Origin of the sequence: Streptomyces sp. NPDC001941 (assembly GCF_040296945.1) — a bacterium.
Taxonomy (GTDB): Bacteria; Actinomycetota; Actinomycetes; order Streptomycetales; family Streptomycetaceae; genus Streptomyces.
Genome location: NZ_JBEOYE010000001.1, coordinates 1 through 19317, shown reverse-complemented (window position 1 = coordinate 19317; position 19317 = coordinate 1). Strand labels below are relative to the sequence as shown.

The 19317-nt window shown below is 73.8% G+C and carries 15 protein-coding genes; 6 read left to right on the top strand and 9 right to left on the bottom strand.

Going from position 1 to position 19317, the window contains the following annotated elements:
• Positions 1–99: 99 nt before the first annotated feature.
• Both ABT160_RS00075 and ABT160_RS00070 read right to left on the bottom strand, forming a co-directional pair.
• Positions 100–981 carry a pyridoxamine 5'-phosphate oxidase family protein gene (locus tag ABT160_RS00075; protein ID WP_351641488.1) on the bottom strand — a complete coding sequence of 294 codons (882 nt, stop codon included), beginning with the start codon at positions 979–981 and terminating at the stop codon, positions 100–102.
• 80 nt (positions 982–1061) lie between these two features.
• The gene (locus tag ABT160_RS00070) at positions 1062–1505 is read right to left on the bottom strand and encodes a VOC family protein (RefSeq protein ID WP_351642190.1); all 444 of its coding nucleotides are present in this window, start codon (positions 1503–1505) and stop codon (positions 1062–1064) included.
• Between the two features lie 142 nt (positions 1506–1647).
• Between ABT160_RS00070 and ABT160_RS00065 the strand changes: the two genes are divergently transcribed.
• From ABT160_RS00065 to pepN, 4 genes are all read left to right on the top strand, one after another.
• On the top strand, positions 1648–2187 hold the full coding sequence (locus ABT160_RS00065) for a CGNR zinc finger domain-containing protein (protein WP_351641485.1): 540 nt from the start codon (positions 1648–1650) through the stop codon (positions 2185–2187).
• A 227-nt stretch (positions 2188–2414) separates the two neighbouring features.
• On the top strand, positions 2415–5747 hold the full coding sequence (locus tag ABT160_RS00060) for a S8 family serine peptidase (protein ID WP_351641483.1): 3333 nt from the start codon (positions 2415–2417) through the stop codon (positions 5745–5747).
• A gap of 174 nt (positions 5748–5921) precedes the next feature.
• On the top strand, positions 5922–6938 hold the full coding sequence (locus ABT160_RS00055) for an aspartate-semialdehyde dehydrogenase (protein WP_351641481.1): 1017 nt from the start codon (positions 5922–5924) through the stop codon (positions 6936–6938).
• A gap of 140 nt (positions 6939–7078) precedes the next feature.
• Entirely contained in the window at positions 7079–9673 is a 2595-nt protein-coding gene (gene pepN / locus ABT160_RS00050) for an aminopeptidase N (RefSeq protein ID WP_351641479.1), read from the top strand.
• 49 nt (positions 9674–9722) lie between these two features.
• Here the strand turns inward: pepN and alc are convergent, their stop codons facing one another.
• The 4 genes from alc to ABT160_RS00030 all read right to left on the bottom strand — a co-directional run bounded on the left by alc (position 9723) and on the right by ABT160_RS00030 (position 13837).
• Complete coding sequence (alc, locus tag ABT160_RS00045) at positions 9723–10859, bottom strand: allantoicase (protein WP_351641477.1); 1137 nt, start codon at positions 10857–10859, stop codon at positions 9723–9725.
• Positions 10860–10918: 59 nt separating this feature from the next.
• On the bottom strand, positions 10919–11857 hold the full coding sequence (locus tag ABT160_RS00040; RefSeq protein ID WP_351641474.1) for a LysR family transcriptional regulator: 939 nt from the start codon (positions 11855–11857) through the stop codon (positions 10919–10921).
• Between the two features lie 21 nt (positions 11858–11878).
• Positions 11879–12829: a DMT family transporter gene (locus ABT160_RS00035; protein ID WP_502984133.1), complete on the bottom strand. Its 951-nt coding sequence runs from the start codon at positions 12827–12829 to the stop codon at positions 11879–11881.
• A gap of 69 nt (positions 12830–12898) precedes the next feature.
• Positions 12899–13837: an EamA family transporter gene (locus ABT160_RS00030; protein ID WP_351641473.1), complete on the bottom strand. Its 939-nt coding sequence runs from the start codon at positions 13835–13837 to the stop codon at positions 12899–12901.
• 181 nt (positions 13838–14018) lie between these two features.
• On the opposite strand from ABT160_RS00030, the gene ABT160_RS00025 reads away from it, so the two are divergent.
• A complete protein-coding gene (locus ABT160_RS00025) occupies positions 14019–14558 on the top strand; it encodes a MarR family winged helix-turn-helix transcriptional regulator (RefSeq protein ID WP_351641471.1) in 540 nt (179 codons plus the stop codon).
• A gap of 98 nt (positions 14559–14656) precedes the next feature.
• Here the strand turns inward: ABT160_RS00025 and ABT160_RS00020 are convergent, their stop codons facing one another.
• From ABT160_RS00020 to ABT160_RS00010, 3 genes are read right to left on the bottom strand one after another with little or no spacing between them, the layout of a single operon-like run.
• The gene (locus ABT160_RS00020; protein ID WP_351641468.1) at positions 14657–14884 is read right to left on the bottom strand and encodes a hypothetical protein; all 228 of its coding nucleotides are present in this window, start codon (positions 14882–14884) and stop codon (positions 14657–14659) included.
• A 20-nt stretch (positions 14885–14904) separates the two neighbouring features.
• Entirely contained in the window at positions 14905–16992 is a 2088-nt protein-coding gene (gene malQ / locus ABT160_RS00015) for a 4-alpha-glucanotransferase (RefSeq protein WP_351641466.1), read from the bottom strand.
• Positions 16993–17247: a hypothetical protein gene (locus ABT160_RS00010; RefSeq protein ID WP_502984144.1), complete on the bottom strand. Its 255-nt coding sequence runs from the start codon at positions 17245–17247 to the stop codon at positions 16993–16995.
• Positions 17248–17433: 186 nt separating this feature from the next.
• Here ABT160_RS00010 and ABT160_RS00005 point away from each other — a divergent pair.
• Positions 17434–19317, top strand: a 1884-nt coding sequence (locus tag ABT160_RS00005) for a glycoside hydrolase family 84 protein (protein WP_351641462.1), incomplete at its 3' end; no start/stop codon positions are given.

Below are 19317 nucleotides of genomic sequence, written 5' to 3'. Positions count from 1 at the left end.
AGGCGCGCGGGGTTGCCGCCCGATCGGGTGGTTGAGCGCGAATCGGCCTTCCTGCGCGCGGTGTTGTGGAGCGGCCCTGGAGGGGAGCCGGGACCGGTCCTAGTCGACGGGCGGGTTGGCGGGTGAGTACGCGGGCGGGGACCAGCGCAGCGGGCTGGCCGCGTCGGTCTGGACGACCCGCTCCACGGTGAAGCGGACGGTGCGGCCGTCGGGGTGGTGTTCGGTGCGGGCGGTGCCGGAGAGCTGGAGGGTGGTGCCGGTGGCCCAGTCGAGCAGCAGGATCCCGGCGCGCGGGTCGGCCTGGAGGTTGCCGAGGGTCAGGAACATCGCGTTGCCCGGGTAGTCGGGCCAGCTCAGCTCGGTCGGCGAGGAGACGTGGACGAAGCCGGGGTTGCCGCCCCGGTGGCTGGCGTCGGCGCCGTCCTCGGCGGCGGTGGCCACGAAGAGCGTGTCGGCGGCCCGGACGAACGCCTGCTGGGCGGGGTCGAGGCGGTCGGCGTGCCGCGCGGCACCGGGCGCGCGTGTGCTCTCGTACGCGTACCCCTCGCGCTGCTGGAGGTACTTGGGGCAGTTGGCGAACACCTCGTCGGCCTCGATCGCGAGGCCGCGCGGGGTGGGCCTGGCCCGTCCGTTGACCCGCATGCGGCGCCGGGTGCGCGGGTCGAGGGCGAGGGAGCCGACCCGGGTGCCCGCGACCGCGAGGGCCCCGGCGAGCGGGTCGTCGGGGCGCACTCCCCCGGTGACCGAGACCTGCCCGGGGCCGGTGGCGCGGACGAACCCGGGGCGGCCGGTGAGCAGCGAGCTCCACAGGCGCCCGTCGCCGTCGGCGGCGCCGAGCACCAGCATCGGCTGGAGCTCCAGGAAGGCGGCGGCGACCGGGCGGATGCCGCGGCTGATGGACCGCCCGACGTGGGCGGCCTGCTCACGCACGCCGACGCGGTCCTGCACGGCGAGGGAACCGGGGTGGTAGGGGGTGGTCACGGTGCGCGCTCCTCGGGTCGGCGGGCTCTCGGCGCTGTGGTCGCCCAGCGCCGCGGTCTCTTCTGGCCGCTGCGGTCGCTCTAGAAGAACCCGCAGGTGGGGGCGGATCCGGAGGGGGCGGGGGCGTTCTCGGCGCCCTGCGGGGCGTAGATCTCCAGGCGGGTGCCGTCGGGGTCGTGGAAGAAGATCCCGCCGGAGGCGGCGCCCTCGCCGTGGGCGACGACACCCTCGTGCGCGAAGTCGACGCCGAGGGCCCGCAGGCCGCTCTCGTACTCCCGCACCTCCTCGACGGTGGCGACCTCGAAGGCGAGGTGGTGCAGTCCCGCGCGGCCGGGGTCGTACGCGCCCCGCGCCTGCTGCCAGAGCGTGAGGGCGAGCTGTCCGTCACGCCCCAGGAAGGCGTACTGACGCCCCTCCTCCGTCCCTTCGCCGAGCACCTCGAAGCCGAGCGTCCCGGCGTAGAAGGCGAGGGACTTGCCCAGGTCGGTGACGTTCAGGCCGATGTGTCCGGTGCGCAGTGCCATGGCGTGCCTCTCGGTCGCGTCGTCGGTCACCAGTGATGACCTAACCTCTTAATTCGACTTTAGAGGTTAGATACGGAGAGCGTCAACCTTTGTCGTACGCTTGAGGGGTTAGATGAGCCGTACGCGAGGGAGCAGCCCGCCGATGAACGACCCCCGTCCCCTGCTCGGCGAGCCCGTCTCCCTCGACCTGCTGAACACCCGCTGGAACCACGAGGGCGTGCGCGAGGACCTGCTCAGCGGTACCGAGGGCCTCGGCGTCTGGCTGGCGGCGAACGGCCTGGACGGGCGGTTCGACGCCGACGCCGCGACCCTGCGGCACACCCTCGCCGCACGCGAGGCGCTGCTCGCCGCCGTGCGGCGCCCCGGCGACCCGATCACCTCCGCCGCCCTGGACGCGGTCCTGGAGCACGGCCGGATCCGGGCCACGCTGGACGCCCGGGGCCCGGGCGAGCGCGCCGAGTTCACCGACCCCTCCTGGGGGCCGGGCTGGACGGCCGCCCGCGACTACCTGGACCTGCTGCGCACCGCCCCCGACCGGATCAGGGCCTGCGCCCACGAGGCGTGCGTCCTGCACTTCTTCGACACCTCGCGCAACGGCACCCGGCGGTGGTGCTCGATGGCGGCGTGCGGGAACCGGGCGAAGGCCTCGCGGCACTACGCGCGGGTCAAGGACACCCCGTAGCCGGGTAGTCGCACGGTCAAGTAACCCCCGGAAACAGTCAGTAGGCGCTTTCGTACGCCTGGTAACGGCGGGTTCGTCCCGCATGGCGCGCTCCGCACAGTGGCGGATGTGCGCCATGACCACAATCCGCCTCCATCAACTCTCCCCAAACCCCTGTCACTTAGGAAAGGCTGAGCGGTCATCCGGCACCGAATTCCGGACCGTTCCTTTCACCAACAGGGATGCTGATGACCACCCTCGACTCGCAGGGCTCCATATCCGGGCACAGACGTGTCGCCCGGGTCGCCGCCGCAGCCGGCCTCGTCGCCGCGCTGGTGGCGGCGGGATCCGCCCCCGTCCTCGCGGCCGACGCCGCGAACGACCCGGCGACCGCCCCCGTCAAGACCGCCACCCCCGCCGAGAAGCTCGGCAAGGACGACGCCCAGCTGCTGGCCGACGCCGAGTCCAAGGGCCAGAAGAGCGTGACCGTCATGGTCGCCACCCAGCCCGGCAAGACCGCCCAGGTCGCCGGAGAGCTGGACGCGATCGACGGCGCGATCGTGGCGCAGAAGGACGACAAGCTCGGCTACGTCCGCGCCACCCTGCCCACCGCCAAGGCCAAGGCCGCGCTCGGCAGGGCCGGCGCCCTCGACAGCGTCCAGGGCATGGACCTCCAGCGCGAGATCAAGCTGGACGACCCCAAGCCGGACGCGGGCGCCGCCCAGGGCGCGTCCGCGAAGAAGAAGCCCGTGGCGGGCTCGTACCCGGCGCCCGGCAAGGACACCCCGGCGAAGAACCCGTACAACCCGTCGCACGAGACGGGCGCGGTCGAGTTCGTCAAGGACCACCCCAAGGCCGACGGCCGCGGCGTGACCATCGGCATCCTCGACTCGGGCGTCGACCTGGCCCACCCCGCGCTGCAGAAGACCACCACCGGCGAGCGCAAGATCGTCGACTGGGTCACCGCGACCGACCCGGTCGCCGACGGCGACGGCACCTGGCGCCGGATGACCACCGAGGTCTCGGGCCCCACCTTCACCGCGGGCGGCCGGACCTGGAGCGCCCCGGCGGGCACGTACAAGTTCAGCGTCTTCTCCGAGGCGGCCACGCTCGGCGGCGAGATGCAGGGCGACCTGAACCGCGACGGCGACACCACGGACAAGTGGGGCGTGCTCTACGACGCCGCCGCCGGGACCGTCCGCGTCGACCTGAACGACGACGGCAACTTCGGCAACGACGAAGCCATGAAGCCGTACAAGGACGGCTTCCAGGTCGGCTACTTCGGCACCGACAACCCGGCCACCGAGATCGCCGAGCGCATCCCGTTCGTCGTCGAGGTCCGCAAGAACGTGCAGTACGGCGACAACCTGTTCGCCGACTACGTCAGCATCGGCGTCATCGAGGGCGAGCACGGCACCCACGTCGCGGGCATCACCGCGGCGAACAGCCTGTTCGGCGGCAAGATGAACGGCGCAGCCCCCGGCGCGAAGATCGTCTCCTCGCGCGCCTGCACCTGGAGCGGCGGCTGCACCAACATCGCCCTGTTCGAGGGCATGAAGGACCTGGCCACCAACCGCGGCGTGGACATCATCAACATGTCCATCGGCGGCCTGCCGGCCCTGAACTACGACGACAGCGACCGCGGCGACGACGCGGACAACGCGCGCGCCCTGCTGTACAACCGGCTGATCGACCAGACCGGCGTCCAGCTGGTCATCTCGGCGGGCAACTCGGGCCCCGGCATCAACACCATCGGCGACCCGGGCCTGGCCAACAAGGTCCTCTCGGTCGGCGCGGCCATCTCCAAGGAGACCTGGGCGGCCAACTACGGCTCGCAGGTGGAGAAGCCGTACGCGATGTTCAACTTCTCCTCGCGCGGCCCGACGGAGAACGGCAACTTCACGCCGACCGTCACCGCCCCCGGCTCGGCGATCAACACGATCCCGACCTGGCAGCCCGGCGGCCCGGTCGCCGAGGCCGGCTACCCGCTGCCCGCGGGCTACGGCATGCTCAACGGCACCTCGATGTCGTCCCCGCAGGCCACCGGCGCCTCGGCGCTGCTGATCTCCGCCGCCAAGCAGCAGAAGATCAAGCTGAACCCGCTGACCCTGCGCACCGCGCTGGCCAGCACCGCCCACCAGATCCCGGGCGTCAAGGCGCACGAGCAGGGCGCCGGCCTGATCGACATCAACGAGGCCTGGGAGTCCATCAAGGACGGCGCCACGGCCAACTCCTACGCGGTCAAGGCCCCGGTCGACACCGCGCTGGACCACCTGCTGCAGCCGAACCCCGGCTTCGGCACCGGCATCTACGACCGTGAGGGCGGCCTGAAGGTCGGCCAGCGCAAGGTCTACGACGTCGTCGTCACCCGCACCTCCGGCCCGGACCGCGCCCTGTGGCACGACCTGAGCCTGAAGAACGACGACGGCACGTTCGACATCCTGGGCGCCGGCGAGGTCAAGCTCCCGCTGAACCAGCCGGTCACCATCAAGGTCGCGGCCAAGCCGAAGACGTCCGGCGTGCACAGCGCCATCGTCGAGGTGGACGACTTCCGCACCGAGGGCGTCGACAAGCAGATCCTGGCCACGGTCGTCGCGTCCAACGCGCTGGCCAAGCCGTCCTTCTCCTTCACCGCGAAGGACAAGGTCCAGCGCAACAGCTTCAAGTCCTACTTCGTGACGGTCCCCCAGGGCGCCAAGAACCTGGAGGTCGCCCTCGGCGGTCTCGCCAAGGACAGCCAGACCCGGTTCATCTCCTTCCACCCGTACGGTGTGGGCCTCGAGGACACCGCGTCGACCGTCTGCTACAACAACTACAACAACCCGGCCAACACCTGCCGCCCCGACCTGCGTTCGTACGCGAACCCGCAGCCGGGCGTCTGGGAGATCGAGGTCGAGTCGCGCCGCACGTCGCCGCTCCTGGAGAACCCCTTCGAGCTGAACGTCACCCTGCTCGGCGCGTCCTTCGACCCGGCCGTGAAGACCCTGCCGGAGGCCAGGATCGGCACCCCGGCCACGGTCGACTGGAAGGTCACCAACGAGGCCGCCGCGCTGGAGGGCAAGCTCAAGGGCGGCTCGCTCGGCTCGGCCAAGGTCGCCACGCAGACGATCAAGCACCACGAGTCGCAGACCTCCACCGTCGTCATCGGTGAGGGCGTGGAGCGCCTCGACGTGGCGATCGGCAACACCTCCGACAAGGGCGCCGACCTGGACCTGACCGTGCTGCGCAACGGCGCGGTGGTGGGCCAGTCCGCCGACGGCGACTCCGAGGAGGCCGTCTCCCTGGTGAAGCCCGCCGCGGGCACGTACACGATCGTCGTCGACGGCTACTCGGTCCCGTCCGGGGAGACCACGTACGACTACAAGGACGTGTTCTTCTCGGCGGGCCTCGGCACCGTCCAGGTCGACGACTCCAAGGTCATCAGCCTGGCCAACGGCGCCACCGCCCAGGTCTCGGCCAACGTCCTGGTGAACTCGGCGGCCCCCGAGGGCCGGCAGTTCTTCGGCGAGGTCAGCCTGGTCAACGCCCGGGGCACCGCCGCGGGCAAGGGCAGCGTCGTGATCGAGAAGGTCACGCCGTGACCCCGTAGCACCTCTGCGTGAGGGGCGGGCGTCCTCCGGGGCGCCCGCCCCTTCCGCTTCCCTGCTTGACGCGGACACGACAGTTCCATCTGTCGGACAATGGATTGGACAAGGTGGGTCTGGACATACGCATCATGGGGCGGCACCCTGCCCACCAGGACGTACGGAGGAACTGTGAAGGTCGGAATCGTCGGAGCCACCGGTCAGGTCGGCACGGTCATGCGCAGGATCCTGGTCGAGCGGGCCTTCCCGGTCGACGAGCTGCGCCTCTTCGCCTCCGCCCGCTCGGCCGGCACGGTCCTGGACGGGGTGACGGTGGAGGACGCCGCCACCGCCGACTACACCGGCCTCGACATCGTCCTGTTCTCCGCGGGCGGCGCCACCTCCAAGGCGCTCGCCGAGAAGGTCGCCTCCCAGGGCGCCGTGGTGATCGACAACTCCTCCGCCTGGCGCCGCGACCCCGAGGTCCCGCTGGTGGTCTCCGAGGTGAACCCGCACGCGGTCAAGGACCGCCCCAAGGGCATCATCGCCAACCCGAACTGCACCACGATGGCCGCCATGCCGGTCCTCAAGCCGCTCCACCAGGAGGCCGGGCTGACCGCGCTGGTCGCCACCACCTACCAGGCCGTCTCCGGCTCCGGCCTGGCCGGCGTCGCCGAGCTGGACGGCCAGGTCAAGGCCGTCGCCGAGGGCGCCACCGCGCTCACCCACGACGGCTCGGCCGTGGACTTCCCGGAGCCCGGCGTCTACCAGCGCCCGATCGCCTTCAACGTGCTGCCGCTGGCCGGCAACCTGGTCGACGACGGCTCCTTCGAGACCGACGAGGAGCAGAAGCTCCGCAACGAGTCCCGCAAGATCCTGGAGATCCCGGACCTCAAGGTCTCCGGCACCTGCGTGCGCGTGCCCGTCTTCTCCGGCCACTCCCTCCAGGTCAACCTGCGCTTCGAGCGCCCGCTCGGCGTCGAGCGCGCCACCGAGCTGCTCAGGGACGCCGAGGGCGTCGAGCTCTCCGACATCCCGACCCCGCTCCAGGCCGCCGGCAAGGACGCCTCCTACGTGGGCCGCATCCGCGTCGACGAGACCGTGGACAACGGCCTGGCGCTGTTCCTGTCCAACGACAACCTGCGCAAGGGCGCCGCGCTGAACGCGGTCCAGATCGCCGAGCTGGTCGCCGCCGAGCTCAAGGGCTGACCCCCGCCGCACGGCACTCCCCGAGGGCCCGGACGCCCAGCGCGTCCGGGCCCTCGGAATGTGCGGTGCACCCGGCGCCGGGGCCATGGAAGGATGGCCGGAAACGTCACCCACCGTGGACTTTTCGAGGAGATGACCGGGTGCCTGGCACAAACCTGACCCGTGAAGAGGCGCAGCTGCGCGCACGACTGCTGACCGTGGACTCGTACGCGATCGACCTCGACCTGAGCGGCGCGCAGGAGGGCGGCACCTTCCGGTCCGTGACCACCGTGCGCTTCGAGTCCGCCGAGGACGGCGCGGAGACCTTCATCGACCTGGTCGCCCCGGCGGTCCACGAGGTCGTGCTGAACGGCCGCGCGCTCGACGTCGCCGCCGCGTTCCGGGACTCCCGCATCGCCCTGAAGCACCTGCGGCAGGGCGCCAACGAGCTGGTGGTCGTCGCCGACTGCGCGTACACCAACACCGGCGAGGGCCTGCACCGGTTCGTCGACCCGGTCGACCAGCAGGCGTACCTCTACACCCAGTTCGAGGTGCCGGACGCGCGGCGGGTGTTCGCCTCCTTCGAGCAGCCCGACCTCAAGGCGACCTTCCAGTTCACCGTGAAGGCCCCGGCGGGCTGGACCGTGATCTCCAACTCGCCCACGCCGTCCGCCGAGGACGTCAAGGACGACGTGTGGGTCTTCGAGCCGACCCCGCGCATCTCCTCCTACATCACCGCCCTGATCGTCGGCCCGTACCACTCGGTGCACTCGGTGTACGAGGGGCCGGGCGGCCAGGTCGTGCCGCTGGGCGTGTACTGCCGTCCCTCGCTGGCGGAGTTCCTGGACGCGGACGAGATCTTCGACGTCACCCGGCAGGGCTTCGACTGGTTCCAGGAGAAGTTCGACTACGCCTACCCGTTCGCCAAGTACGACCAGCTCTTCGTGCCGGAGTTCAACGCGGGCGCGATGGAGAACGCGGGCGCGGTCACCCTGCGCGACCAGTACGTCTTCCGCTCCAAGGTGACGGACGCGTCCTACGAGCTGCGCGCCGAGACGATCCTGCACGAGCTGGCCCACATGTGGTTCGGCGACCTGGTCACCATGGAGTGGTGGAACGACCTCTGGCTCAACGAGTCGTTCGCCACCTACACCTCCATCGCCTGCCAGGCGTACGCCCCGGGCAGCAAGTGGCCGCACGCCTGGACCACCTTCGCCAACTCCATGAAGACCTGGGCCTACCGGCAGGACCAGCTGCCGTCCACCCACCCGATCATGGCGGAGATCCGCGACCTGGACGACGTCCTGGTCAACTTCGACGGCATCACCTACGCCAAGGGCGCCAGCGTCCTGAAGCAGCTGGTGGCGTACGTCGGCACGGACGAGTTCTTCCAGGGCGTGCAGGCCTACTTCAAGGCCCACGCCTTCGGCAACACCCGGCTCTCCGACCTGCTCGGCGCGCTGGAGGAGACCTCGGGGCGCGACCTCAAGGCCTGGTCCAAGGCGTGGCTGGAGACCGCGGGCATCAACGTGCTGCGCCCGGCCGTCGAGACCGGCGCCGACGGCGTGATCACCTCCTTCGCCGTCCGCCAGGAGGCCCCGGCGCTGCCCGCGGGCGCGCAGGGCGAGCCGACGCTGCGCCCGCACCGGATCGCGATCGGCCTGTACGACCTCCAGGGCGGCAAGCTGGTCCGCACCGAACGGATCGAGCTGGACGTCGAGGCCGCCGAGCTGACCGCGGTGCCGCAGCTGGTGGGCCGGGCCCGCCCCGCGGTGATCCTGCTCAACGACGACGACCTGTCGTACGCCAAGGTCCGCCTGGACGAGGAGTCGCTGCGGGTCGTCACCCGGCACCTGGGCGACTTCGCCGAGTCGCTGCCGCGCGCGCTGTGCTGGGCCTCCGCCTGGGACATGACCCGCGACGGCGAGCTGGCCGCCCGCGACTACCTGGAGCTGGTGCTCGGCGGGATCGGCAAGGAGAGCGACATCGGCGTGGTGCAGTCGCTGCAGCGCCAGGTGAAGCTGGCCGTCGACCTGTACGCGGCGCCCGAGTGGCGCACCACGGGCCTGGCCCGCTGGACGCAGGCCGCCCAGGAGCACCTGCGCGCCGCCGAGCCGGGCAGCGACCACCAGCTGGCCTGGGCGCGGGCGTTCGCCGCGACCGCCCGGACGAGCGCGGAGCTCGACCTCCTGGCGGGGCTGCTGGACGGCACCGCGTCCCTCGACGGCCTGACCGTCGACGCGGACCTGCGCTGGGCGTTCGTGGAGCGGCTGGCCGCGACCGGGCGCTTCGACGAGGCGGAGATCGCCGCCGAGCTGGAGCGCGACCGCACGGCCACCGGCGAGCGACACGCCGCGACGGCCCGCGCCGCGCGCCCGACGGCCGAGGCGAAGGCCGAGGCGTGGGCGTCGGTCGTGGAGGCCGACCGGCTGCCGAACGCGGTGCAGGAGGCGGTGATCGGCGGGTTCGTGCAGAGCGACCAGCGGGAGCTGCTGGCGCCGTACACGGAGAAGTTCTTCGCGGCGGTGAAGGGGGTGTGGGAGTCGCGCTCGCACGAGATCGCGCAGCAGATCGCGATCGGCCTGTACCCCTCGCTCCAGGTTTCCGAGGAGACCCTGGCCGCGACGGACGCCTGGCTGGCCTCCGCCGGACCGAACGCGGCGCTGCGCCGCCTGGTCTCGGAGTCCCGCGCCGGCATCACCCGCGCCCTCCACGCCCAGTCCGCCGACACCGGGGCGGCGGCCTCGGGCGCCTGATCCTCGACGGGGCCCGGGCCACCGGCCCGGGCCCCGCGAGGACCCGGTTTCAGCGGGTGAAACGGTTCCGCAGGGTCGTCAGGCCCTCCGGGGTGAGGGTGCCGTGGAGGCGGAGGCGGGCCACGCCGCCGTCGGGGTAGGCGTCCAGGCGCACGTGCGTCGCCCGCACCGGGACGGGCAGGGCGAAGCGGTGCAGCGCGTCCGGCTGCAGCCGGGTCCGCGGCAGGAACTCGTACCACTCCCCGTCCTCACCGTCCCGGGCGCTCAGCGCGACCCAGCCCGCCGAGTTCCCCTTGAGGTACGCGGTGTCGATCTCCACCGCGCGCACCTCCCCCCGCGCGGCCAGCCGGAAGCGCACCCAGTCGTTGGTGCCGCGCACCCGGCGCCGCCGGTTCTCCCAGCCGTCGTCCATCTTGCGGGAGGTCCCGGGCAGGATGATCTGGGTGGGCGAGGAGTAGAAGCGGTCCGACGCGTCCTCGTACACGCCCCCGTGCAGCACGGAGACCAGGTCGAAGGTGCCCAGCAGCTCCAGCCACTCCGGGTCGGGCACCACCTCGCCGTGCACCCGCAGCCGGGCGACGCCGCCGTCGGGGTGCTGGCACAGCCGTACGTGGGTGAAGCGGCGCTCGTCGTGGACCGCGAACCCGTTGGCGGCGTGGCCGCGCACCGGGCTGGGCGGCACGACCTCCTCCCACCTCGCGTCGAGCAGTTCCGCGACGGACGGGGTGCCCCCGACCGCGGCGGCCTGGACGCTGACGCGCTGCGGGTAGTTGCCGCGGAAGTGGGCGGTGTCGACGACCAGCCCGCGGATGACCCCGGGGGCGCCGAGGCGCACGATCGCCCAGTCGTGGTCGTCGGGGGCCGGGAAGGGGTGCTCGGCGTCGGCGCCGCGCCTGCGGCGGGTCTCCCAGCCGTCCATGACCTTGCCCTTGTGGCCGAAGCGCTCGGGGTCGAACACGGCGGGCTCGCGCAGCAGCAGGTTCTCGCGCTCGGCGAAGAACTCGTCGTTGGCGGCCACCACCCCGGCGCCCAGGCGGCGGTCGGCGAGGTCGACGAGCTCGGTGAAGGCGAAGTCGCCCCGGCGGTAGTCGGCGTAGGGGTCGCCGCCCGGGTAGGGTGCGGCGTCGTTGGCGTGCGGGTCGTGGGCGTCGGGGGTGTGGGCCTGGGTGTCGGTGGTGGTGGTCATGGCGTCGACTCTCGCTCCGGCCCACCGGTGAGGTCCATCGAAAGTTTCCGTGGTCGCTCTTAAGCCCCGCTGAACGGTCCCCCGGACGCCTCCGCGGCCCTGCCGCGCGCGACCGCCTCCAGGGCCGCCAGGACCCGGCCGACCGCAGGGCCCTCCTCGGCGCCCCTGCGGACGGCGGCGACCACGTGGCGGCGCGGCTGGTCGGCGCTCAGGACGCGCATGACGACCCCCGTGCGGCGCTCGGCGGCGGCCATCCGCGGGACCAGGGCGATGCCCATGCCCGCCTCGACCATGGCCAGGATGGCGGTCCACCCGGCGGCGCTGTGGGCCTGCTCGGGGACGAACCCGGCGGCCTCGCAGGCGGCGGTGGTGATCTCGGACCAGGGCCCGGAGCCACCGAAGATCCAGGGCTCGCCGGAGAGGTCGGCGAGGCGCAGCCCGGTGGCCCCGGCCAGCGGGTGCCGGGCGGGCAGGGCGACGTCGAGGGGGTCGGCGAGCAGCGGGACGCGGGTGAACTTCGGGTCGCGGGCGGTCGGCGCGTGGACGGCCAGCGACAGGGCGAGGTCGACGGCGCCGCCGGAGAGCAGTTCGTACGCCTCCGCCGCCTCGGCCTCGCGGACCCGCACCCGCAGCGCGGGGTGCGCCCCGGCGAGGTCGCGCACGGCCGGGACGACCAGGGCGGGCACGGCGGTGGAGAAGGCCCCGACCCGCACCTCGCCGGCCTCGCCGCGCAGGTACCCGGCGAGTTCGGCGTCGGCACGCTCCAGTTGGGCGAAGACGGCCTCCGCGTGCCGCAGCACCAGATGGGCGGCGTCGGTCAGGCGCACCCGGCGGCCGTGGGCCTCCAGGAGCCGCACGCCGAGCTGCTTGGAGAGGTTGGTGAGCTGCTGCGAGACCGCCGAGGGGGTCATCAGCAGGGCCTCGGCGGTGGCGGTGACGGTGCCGCGGTCGCGCAGGGTGCGCAGGATGTGGAGCTTCTTGACGTCCCACTCGGTCATGCGGGCCAACGTACCCGGTGGTCAGGGCCGCGCCCGGGTCGCCGCCGCGAGCGAGACGCCGCCGAGGATCAGCGCCATGCACAGGGCCTGGAGGCCGCCGAGGGGCTCGTGCAGGACCGGGTAGGACAGCAGGGCCACGCAGACCGGCTGGAGGTAGTAGACGACGCCCGCGCGGGCCGCGCCGATCAGCGCGATCGCCTTGTTCCAGGCGAAGAAGGCGACCGCGGAGGAGGCCACGCCCACGTAGAGCAGCGGGCCGACGGTGCCGGGGGTGGCGGCGAAGCCGCCCTGGACGGTGAGGCTGACGGCGTACGCGGGCAGCAGCATCAGGGCGCCGAGCAGGAAGGTGGCGAAGAGGAACACCAGGCCGCCCAGCTCCGGCGGGCGGCGCTTGAGCAGGGCGCTGTAGGAGGCGAAGCAGACGGCCGCCGCGCTGATCCACAGGTCGCCGGTGGTCAGGTCGAGGGTGGGTGAGCCCTTGCTGACGAGCAGCAGCACCCCGGCGCAGGCGAGCAGCGTGCCCAGCGCCCGGCGGGCGCCGAGCCGGGCGCCGCCGAGCCGGGCGTGGAGCGCCATCAGGACCGGCGAGGCCGCCATGATCATGCCCATGTTGGAGGCGGAGGTGGTCATCGCGGCCTGGTTGACCAGGGTGTTGTAGACGGTGACGCCGAGCAGCGAGGCCAGGGTGAGGAAGCCCAGGTGGCGGCGGATCAGGGCGCGCTGCCGCCAGGTCTGCCGGGCGGCCAGGGGCGCTACCGCGGCGAGGGCGACGATCCAGCGCCAGAAGGCGTGCTGGACGGGCGGGACGGTGTCGTGCAGGGCGCGGGCGGCGACGAAGCTGCCGGACCAGACGACCGTCGCGAGGACCGCGAGGAGCAGGCCGAGCCCGGCGGCGCGGCGGGCGGTGGGGCCCGCCCCGCGCGCCGGGGCTCCGGTGGTGGTGCGGACGGTGGTCGCGGTAGCGCTCGCCACGGCGTATCCCTGGTCTCTCTCCCCGTCGGGGGTGTGGGCGGTGTCGGTCGACGCCCAACCTCCCATCCGCTACTTCTTCAGGTCCATCGAAATGTTCTGGAGCTTCTTTTCAGGAATTTCGAACGTTTCCAGGGTGGCCGGGGCGACCGGCTTCGGGGCCGCCGCCCGCTGGCCGGCCAGGGTGGCGCCGAACGCGATCGCCATGCCGAGCAGCTGGACCGGGGTGAGCGCCTGGCCGAGCGCGGCCCAGCCGATGACGGCGGCGGTGAGCGGCGAGAGCGGGCCGAGCAGGGTGACCGAGGTGGCGGTCATCCGCTCCATGCCGCGGAACCAGAGCCAGTACGCGACCGCGGTGTTGGCCAGCGCCAGGTAGGCGTACCCGGCGAGGTTGCGGGCGTCCAGGGCGGGCGGGGCGCCCTCGGCGAGGAAGGCGACCGGGGCGATCAGCAGGCCGCCCGCGGTGAGCTGCCAGGCGGTCAGGGTGAGCGGGCCGACGCCCTCGGGGCGGCCCCAGCGCTTGGTCAGGACGGTCCCGGAGGCCATCGAGGCGGACGAGGCGAGCGCGGCCAGTACGCCGACGAGGTCCAGGCCCGCGGTCGCCTTGAGGACCACCAGGCTGACGCCCAGGGCGGCGGCGACCGCGGTGAGCAGGGTCCGCACCGTGGGCCGCTCCCCCAGCACCACGGCGGCCAGGCCGACCACGAACAGCGGCCCCACCGAGCCGAACACGGCCGCGAGGCCGCCCGGCAGCCGGTAGGCGGCCAGGAACAGCAGCGGGAAGAAGGCGCCGATGTTCAGGGCGCCGAGCGCCAGCGCCTTCCCCCACCAGGCGCCGCGCGGCAGCCTGCGGGTGAGCGCGAGCAGGGCGAGCCCGGCGGGCAGGGCGCGCATCATGCCGGTGAACAGCGGGCGGTCGGGCGGCAGGAACTCGGTGGTGACGGCGTAGGTGGAGCCCCAGGAGACCGGTGCGAGCGCGGTCAGGGCGACCAGGGCGGCCTTGCGGGTCATGACGTTTCCCCCTCGTACGACGGTGCTGCGCCGGAATCGCTCAGCAGGAAGTAGCTTATCTCTAAGCTACTTTTTGGCAAGATGCTTCCTGGAAAGCTTCTCCTGGATGAGCCACTTGCCCATGAGCCACTCGGTGGTGAGCTGCTTGCCCGTGAGCGATCCGGGCGCGGATACTTCCCCCATGCCTCAGACCCCAGCGGCGGCGCCCGCGCCAGAACCGGCACCGGAAGACCCGCGCGACCCCGTGGACGCGATCACCGACCAGTGGGCGGCCGTCCGGCCCGACCTGGAGACCCTGCCCATGGCGGTCTTCGGGCGGCTGTGGCGGATCGAGCAGGCGATGGCGGTCCGCATGGAGCGCACGTACAAGCGCTTCGGGATCTCCCGGGGCGAGTTCGACGTGCTGGCGACGCTGCGGCGCTCCGGGGAGCCGTACACCCTGTCCCCGCGTCAGCTCTCGGCGACGCTGATGGTGACCACGGGCGGGATGACGGGACGGCTCGACAAGCTGGAGCGGGCGGGCTGGCTGGCCCGCAGCCCCGATCCGCACGACCGGCGCGGCCTGCGGGTGACGCTCTCGGAGCGGGGCGTGGAGATGATCGACGCGGCCGTGGCGGCCGGGCTCGACGTGCAGCGCGAGGCGCTGGAGTCGGCCCTGGACGCCGACGCGGCCGCGCAGTTGAACGCGCTGCTCAGGCCGCTGCTCAAGGCGGTGGAGTGAGGAGCGCGCGGCGAAGCGGACAGCACTGAGGGCGCCCCGGCGTCCCGTACGCGGCGCGTACGGGCCGGGGCGCCCTCAGGCGCGGTCCGACGGGGCCGTCAGGCCTTCTTGGACTTGTCCAGGACCATCACCAGGCCGGCGATGACCGCGAACAGCAGGATCGGCGCGGCCACGAACAGGCCGAGCGTCTCGGCCACGCTCAGGCCGGAACCCGGGTCGTCGCCGTCGTCGCGGGTCAGCGCGAGGGCCGGGGACGACATGAGCAGCATCATCAGCGTCGTACCGGCCGCGACGGCGCCGGCGCGCAGGGCGTTCTTCTTGTCCACGGTGCAAAAGTAGCGAACGCCTAAGCCGGCCGCGCGTCCGGGGGTGCCGTACGGGTCCGCACCCCCTCCGCGACGGCCTGGAACAGGGCGTGCAGCCGGGGCGAGGCGGCCAGTTCCTCCAGGGTCACCGGCCGTCCCGAGGCGTCCGCCACCGGCAGCCGCCAGTTCGGGTACTGGTCCCAGGTGCCCGGCAGGTTCTGCGGCCGCCGGTCCCCCACCGCGTCCGGCAGCCACACCCCGAGCAGCCGCGCCGGGGTGCGCGCCAGGAACCGGTAGAACGCCCGCACCTCCCGCTCCTCGTCCCCCGGGCCGCCGGGCAGCAGCCCCAGGCGCCCCAGGTGGCCCAGCCAGTCGGCGACCTCCGCGGCCTCCCGCACCCGCTCGCGCTCCAGCGGCCCGGTGAGCAGCCCGAGCCGGTGGCGCAGCTCCACGTGGTCGCCGGTCAGCCGGGCGGCCGTGGACGGCAGGTCGTGCGTGGTGGCCGTCGCCACGCAGCCCTCCCGCCACTCCTCGGGGGCCAGCGGCCGCCCGTCGCCCTCCCAGTCCCGCTCGAACCACAGCACCGAGGTGCCCAGCACCCCGCGCCGGGCCAGCGCCTCGCGCACCCCCGGCTCGACGGTGCCCAGGTCCTCGCCGATCACGGCGGCGCCCGCGCGGTGCGCCTCCAGGGCCAGTACGGCGAGCAGCGCGTCCGCGTCGTGGCGCACGTACGTGCCCTCCGACGGCGCGTGGCCCTCCGGCACCCACCAGAGCCGGAACAGGCCCATCACGTGGTCGACCCGCACCCCGCCCGCGTGCCGCAGCACGCCCCGCACCAGGTCGCGGAAGGGCGCGAAGCCCGCCTCCGCGAGCCGGTCCGGGCGCCACGGGGGCAGCCCCCAGTCCTGGCCCCGGGCGTTGAAGGCGTCCGGCGGCGCCCCCACCGACATGCCCCGGGCGAACACCTCCTGCTGCGCCCAGGCGTCCGCGCCGCCCGGGTGCACGCCCACCGCCAGGTCGTGCACCACCCCGACCGCCATGCCCGCCTCCCGGGCGGCGCCCGCGGCGGCGGCCAGCTGCTCGTCGGTGAGCCAGGCCAGCCAGGCGTGGAAGTCCGTCTCGTCGAGCAGCTCGCGGCGGGCCCGCGCGACGGCCGCCGACCGCGGGTCCCGCAGCGGGGCGGGCCAGTGGTGCCAGTCGGCGCCGTGCCGCCCGGCGAGCGCGTACCAGGTCGCGTGGTCCTCCAGGGCGCGGCCCTGCCCGGCCAGGAAGGCGCAGTGGGCGGCGCGCCTGCCGGGGCCCAGCGGCACCTTGCGCACGAGTTCGAGGGCGCGGCGCTTGAGCGCCCACACCGCGTCCCGGTCGATCAACTCGCCCTTCTTCAGGACGGCTTCGCGCAGCGCGCCGGCGCGGGCGAGGAGGGAGTCCAGCTCGGGCCGGTCCTCGGCGCCGACGTACGCGTACTCCGGCACCTCCTCCACGCGCAGGTGCACCGGGTCGGGGAAGCGGCGCGAGGAGGGGCGGTACGGGGAGGGGTCGGTCGGGTGGCCCGCCAGGCCGGGGACCGCCGCGTGCAGCGGGTTGACCTGGAGGAAGTCCACCCCGAGGTCGCGGGCGCTCCAGTCGGCGAGTTCACGCAGGTCGCCGAGGTCGCCCATGCCCCAGGAGCGCCGGGAGAGGAGGGAGTAGAGCTGGGTCATGAGCCCGTGGGCGGGCGGCGGGGAGGGGACCCGGGGCGGGGCCACGACGAGGGTGGCCGTCTCCGTGCGGCCGTCCGGGGCGGCGAGGTCCAGGAGGTGGACGCCCGGCGGGAGCGGCCCGGCGGGGTCCAGGACGGCCGGGGGCGCCTCCGCTTCGCCGGCGGGGCGCGCGCTCACGACCGTCCCGGCGGGGACGTCGAGGGTGCCTTCGTCCCCCCACACCACGACCGTCCGCGGTAACAGCCGTCTGCGGCGGGCGTTCTCGGCCTCCTGGAGGGACGCGCGGATCGAGGACGGGGTGGACGCGTCCACACCCAGCGACGCCAGGACCGCGACGACCGTCGCGTCCGGGACCGGGACGGTGACGCCCGCGGAAGGGGAGTACGCGGTGGCGACACCGTGCAGCGCGGCGAGCCGGGCGAGGGTCATTCAGACCCCCGGTGACTCCGCGCAGCCCGCCGCCTCGTACGCGGGGGCGGTCGGCTCGCTGGTCAGCGGGACCTCGGCCATCGGCGGCTCGCTGGTCAGCGGCGTGACGTCGGCCATCGGGGGCTCGCTGGTGAGCGGGCCGGGGATGTCCGGGATCTCGGCGATCTCGGGTATCTCCAGGGTGTCGGCGCTCACGGGCGCGGCGATGACCGGGGTGAACTCCCCGGCGGGTTTCGCGGGTTTCTCTTCGGTCATCTCGGCGGTCTTCACGGTGCGGCCTCCCAAGGGCGTCGTCGGCAGGGGACACAGCAGCCCTACCCAGTGCGCGCGGACGCAAGCCCCCTGGTCCGGCGGGCAAACACGACACAACGGCCACGCGCATTGACACCCTCGTCGTGCGGGTGGTGGGCTCGCAGCAGTTCGGAGCGGAGGGAGACTCGGGTGCAGATCGCGCGCCGGAAGAGGACCGCGACCGCCGTGGCGGTGGCCGTGCTCGGTGGACTGCTCGGCGGGGCGCCGGGCGCGCTGGCCGCCCCCGCGGGACCCGCCTCCCCCCTGGCGCGGCCGGCCGACGGCGCCGCGCTCCCCGCCGTGTGGCCCCGGCCGCAGTCGCTGCGGGCCGCCGGGACGGCCGTGCCGCTCACCACGACCGCGACGCTGGTCGCGGGGCCCGGCTCCGACCCGTACGCCGTCGCGGCGGCCGACAAGGCGCTGCGCGACGCGGGCGTGCGCACCGTGGACACCGAACTGCCCGGCCGGGGCCCGCTGGTGCTGGTCGGCGGGGACGCGGCGCGGCGCGCGCTGCGGGCGCTGGGCGGGACGGAGGCCGGGGACCTGCCGCGGGGCGGCTACCGGATCGCGTCCGGGCGGTACGAGGGCCGGGACACGGTGGCGCTGGACGGCACCGGCGAGGACGGCCTGTTCCACGCGGTGCAGACGCTGCGCGGGCTCGCGGCGTCCGGGACCGTGCCGGGCGTGCGGGTGCGCGACTGGCCGACCACGGCGGTGCGGGGGATGACGGAGGGCTTCTACGGGACGCCGTGGACCCAGCAACAGCGGCTCGCGCAGCTGGACTTCATGGGCCGCACCAAGCAGAACCGCTACCTGTACGCGCCCGGGGACGACCCGTACCGCCAGACGCGGTGGCGCGACCCGTACCCGGCGGAGCAGCGCGCCCGGTTCCGGGAGCTGGCCGAGCGGGCGGCGGCCAACCACGTGACGCTGGGCTGGGCGGTGGCGCCCGCGCAGTCGATGTGCCTGGCCTCGGCGGACGACGTGAAGGCGCTGCTGCGCAAGGTCGACGGGATGTACGCGCTCGGAGTGCGGGCGTTCCAGCTGCAGTTCCAGGACGTCAGCTACAGCGAGTGGCACTGCGGCAAGGACGCGGACGCGTTCGGTCGGGGCCCCGGGGCGGCGGCGCGGGCGCACGCGCGGGTCGCCGGCGAGCTGGCCCGGCACCTGCGCGAGCGCCATCCGGACGCGCTGCCGCTGTCGTTGATGCCGACGGAGTTCTACCAGGACGGGCGCACCGAGTACCGCACCGAGCTGGCCGAGCGCCTCGACGACGGCGTGCAGGTGGCCTGGACCGGGGTGGGCGTGGTGCCGCGCACCATCACCGGCCGCGAACTGGCGGACGCCCGCGCCGCGTTCGGGCACCCGCTGGTCACGATGGACAACTACCCGGTCAACGACTTCGCCCAGGACCGCATCTTCCTGGGCCCCTACCGGGGCCGCGAGCCCGCGGTGGCGATCGGGTCGGCGGGCCTGCTGGCGAACGCGATGGAGCAGGCGGCCGCCTCGCGGATCCCGCTGTTCACCGCCGCCGACTTCGCCTGGAACCCGCGCGCGTACGACCCCGAGGCGTCCTGGCGGGCCGCCCTGGACGACCTGGCGGCCGGTGACCCCAGGGCCCGCGAGGCGCTGGGGGCGCTCGCCGGGAACGACGCGTCCTCGATCCTGGACCCCACCGAGTCGGCCTACCTGCGCCCGCTGCTCGCGGCCTTCTGGCGCACCCGGGACGGCGGTGACGCGAAGGCCGCGGCGAAGGCGGCCGGGGAGCTGCGCCGGGCGTTCACCGTGATGCGCGCCGCCCCGGCGGACCTGGCGGTGGCCGGTGCGGACGTACGGCCGTGGGTGGAGCAGCTGGCGCGCTACGGACGGGCCGGCGAGGCCGCCGTGGACCTGCTGGCCGCCCAGGCGCGCGGCGACGGCGCGGCCGCCTGGCGGGCCCAGCTGGAGCTGGAGCCGCTGCGCCGGGCGGCGGCGGAGGACCCCGGCGCCGCCGTCACGGTCACCGCCCGCACCGGCCGGGTCCGCCCGAAGCCC

Excerpts from the sequence above, each read along its gene's own strand:
- ABT160_RS00070 (WP_351642190.1), bottom strand. The coding sequence starts at position 1,505 with ATGGCACTGCGCACCGGACACATCGGCCTGAACGTCACCGACCTGGGC.
- ABT160_RS00065 (WP_351641485.1), top strand. The coding sequence starts at position 1,648 with ATGAACGACCCCCGTCCCCTGCTCGGCGAGCCCGTCTCCCTCGACCTG.
- ABT160_RS00060 (WP_351641483.1), top strand. The coding sequence starts at position 2,415 with ATGACCACCCTCGACTCGCAGGGCTCCATATCCGGGCACAGACGTGTC.
- alc (WP_351641477.1), bottom strand. The coding sequence starts at position 10,859 with ATGACCACCACCACCGACACCCAGGCCCACACCCCCGACGCCCACGAC.
- ABT160_RS00040 (WP_351641474.1), bottom strand. The coding sequence starts at position 11,857 with ATGACCGAGTGGGACGTCAAGAAGCTCCACATCCTGCGCACCCTGCGC.
- ABT160_RS00030 (WP_351641473.1), bottom strand. The coding sequence starts at position 13,837 with ATGACCCGCAAGGCCGCCCTGGTCGCCCTGACCGCGCTCGCACCGGTC.
- ABT160_RS00025 (WP_351641471.1), top strand. The coding sequence starts at position 14,019 with ATGCCTCAGACCCCAGCGGCGGCGCCCGCGCCAGAACCGGCACCGGAA.
- malQ (WP_351641466.1), bottom strand. The coding sequence starts at position 16,992 with ATGACCCTCGCCCGGCTCGCCGCGCTGCACGGTGTCGCCACCGCGTAC.
- ABT160_RS00010 (WP_502984144.1), bottom strand. The coding sequence starts at position 17,247 with ATGACCGAAGAGAAACCCGCGAAACCCGCCGGGGAGTTCACCCCGGTC.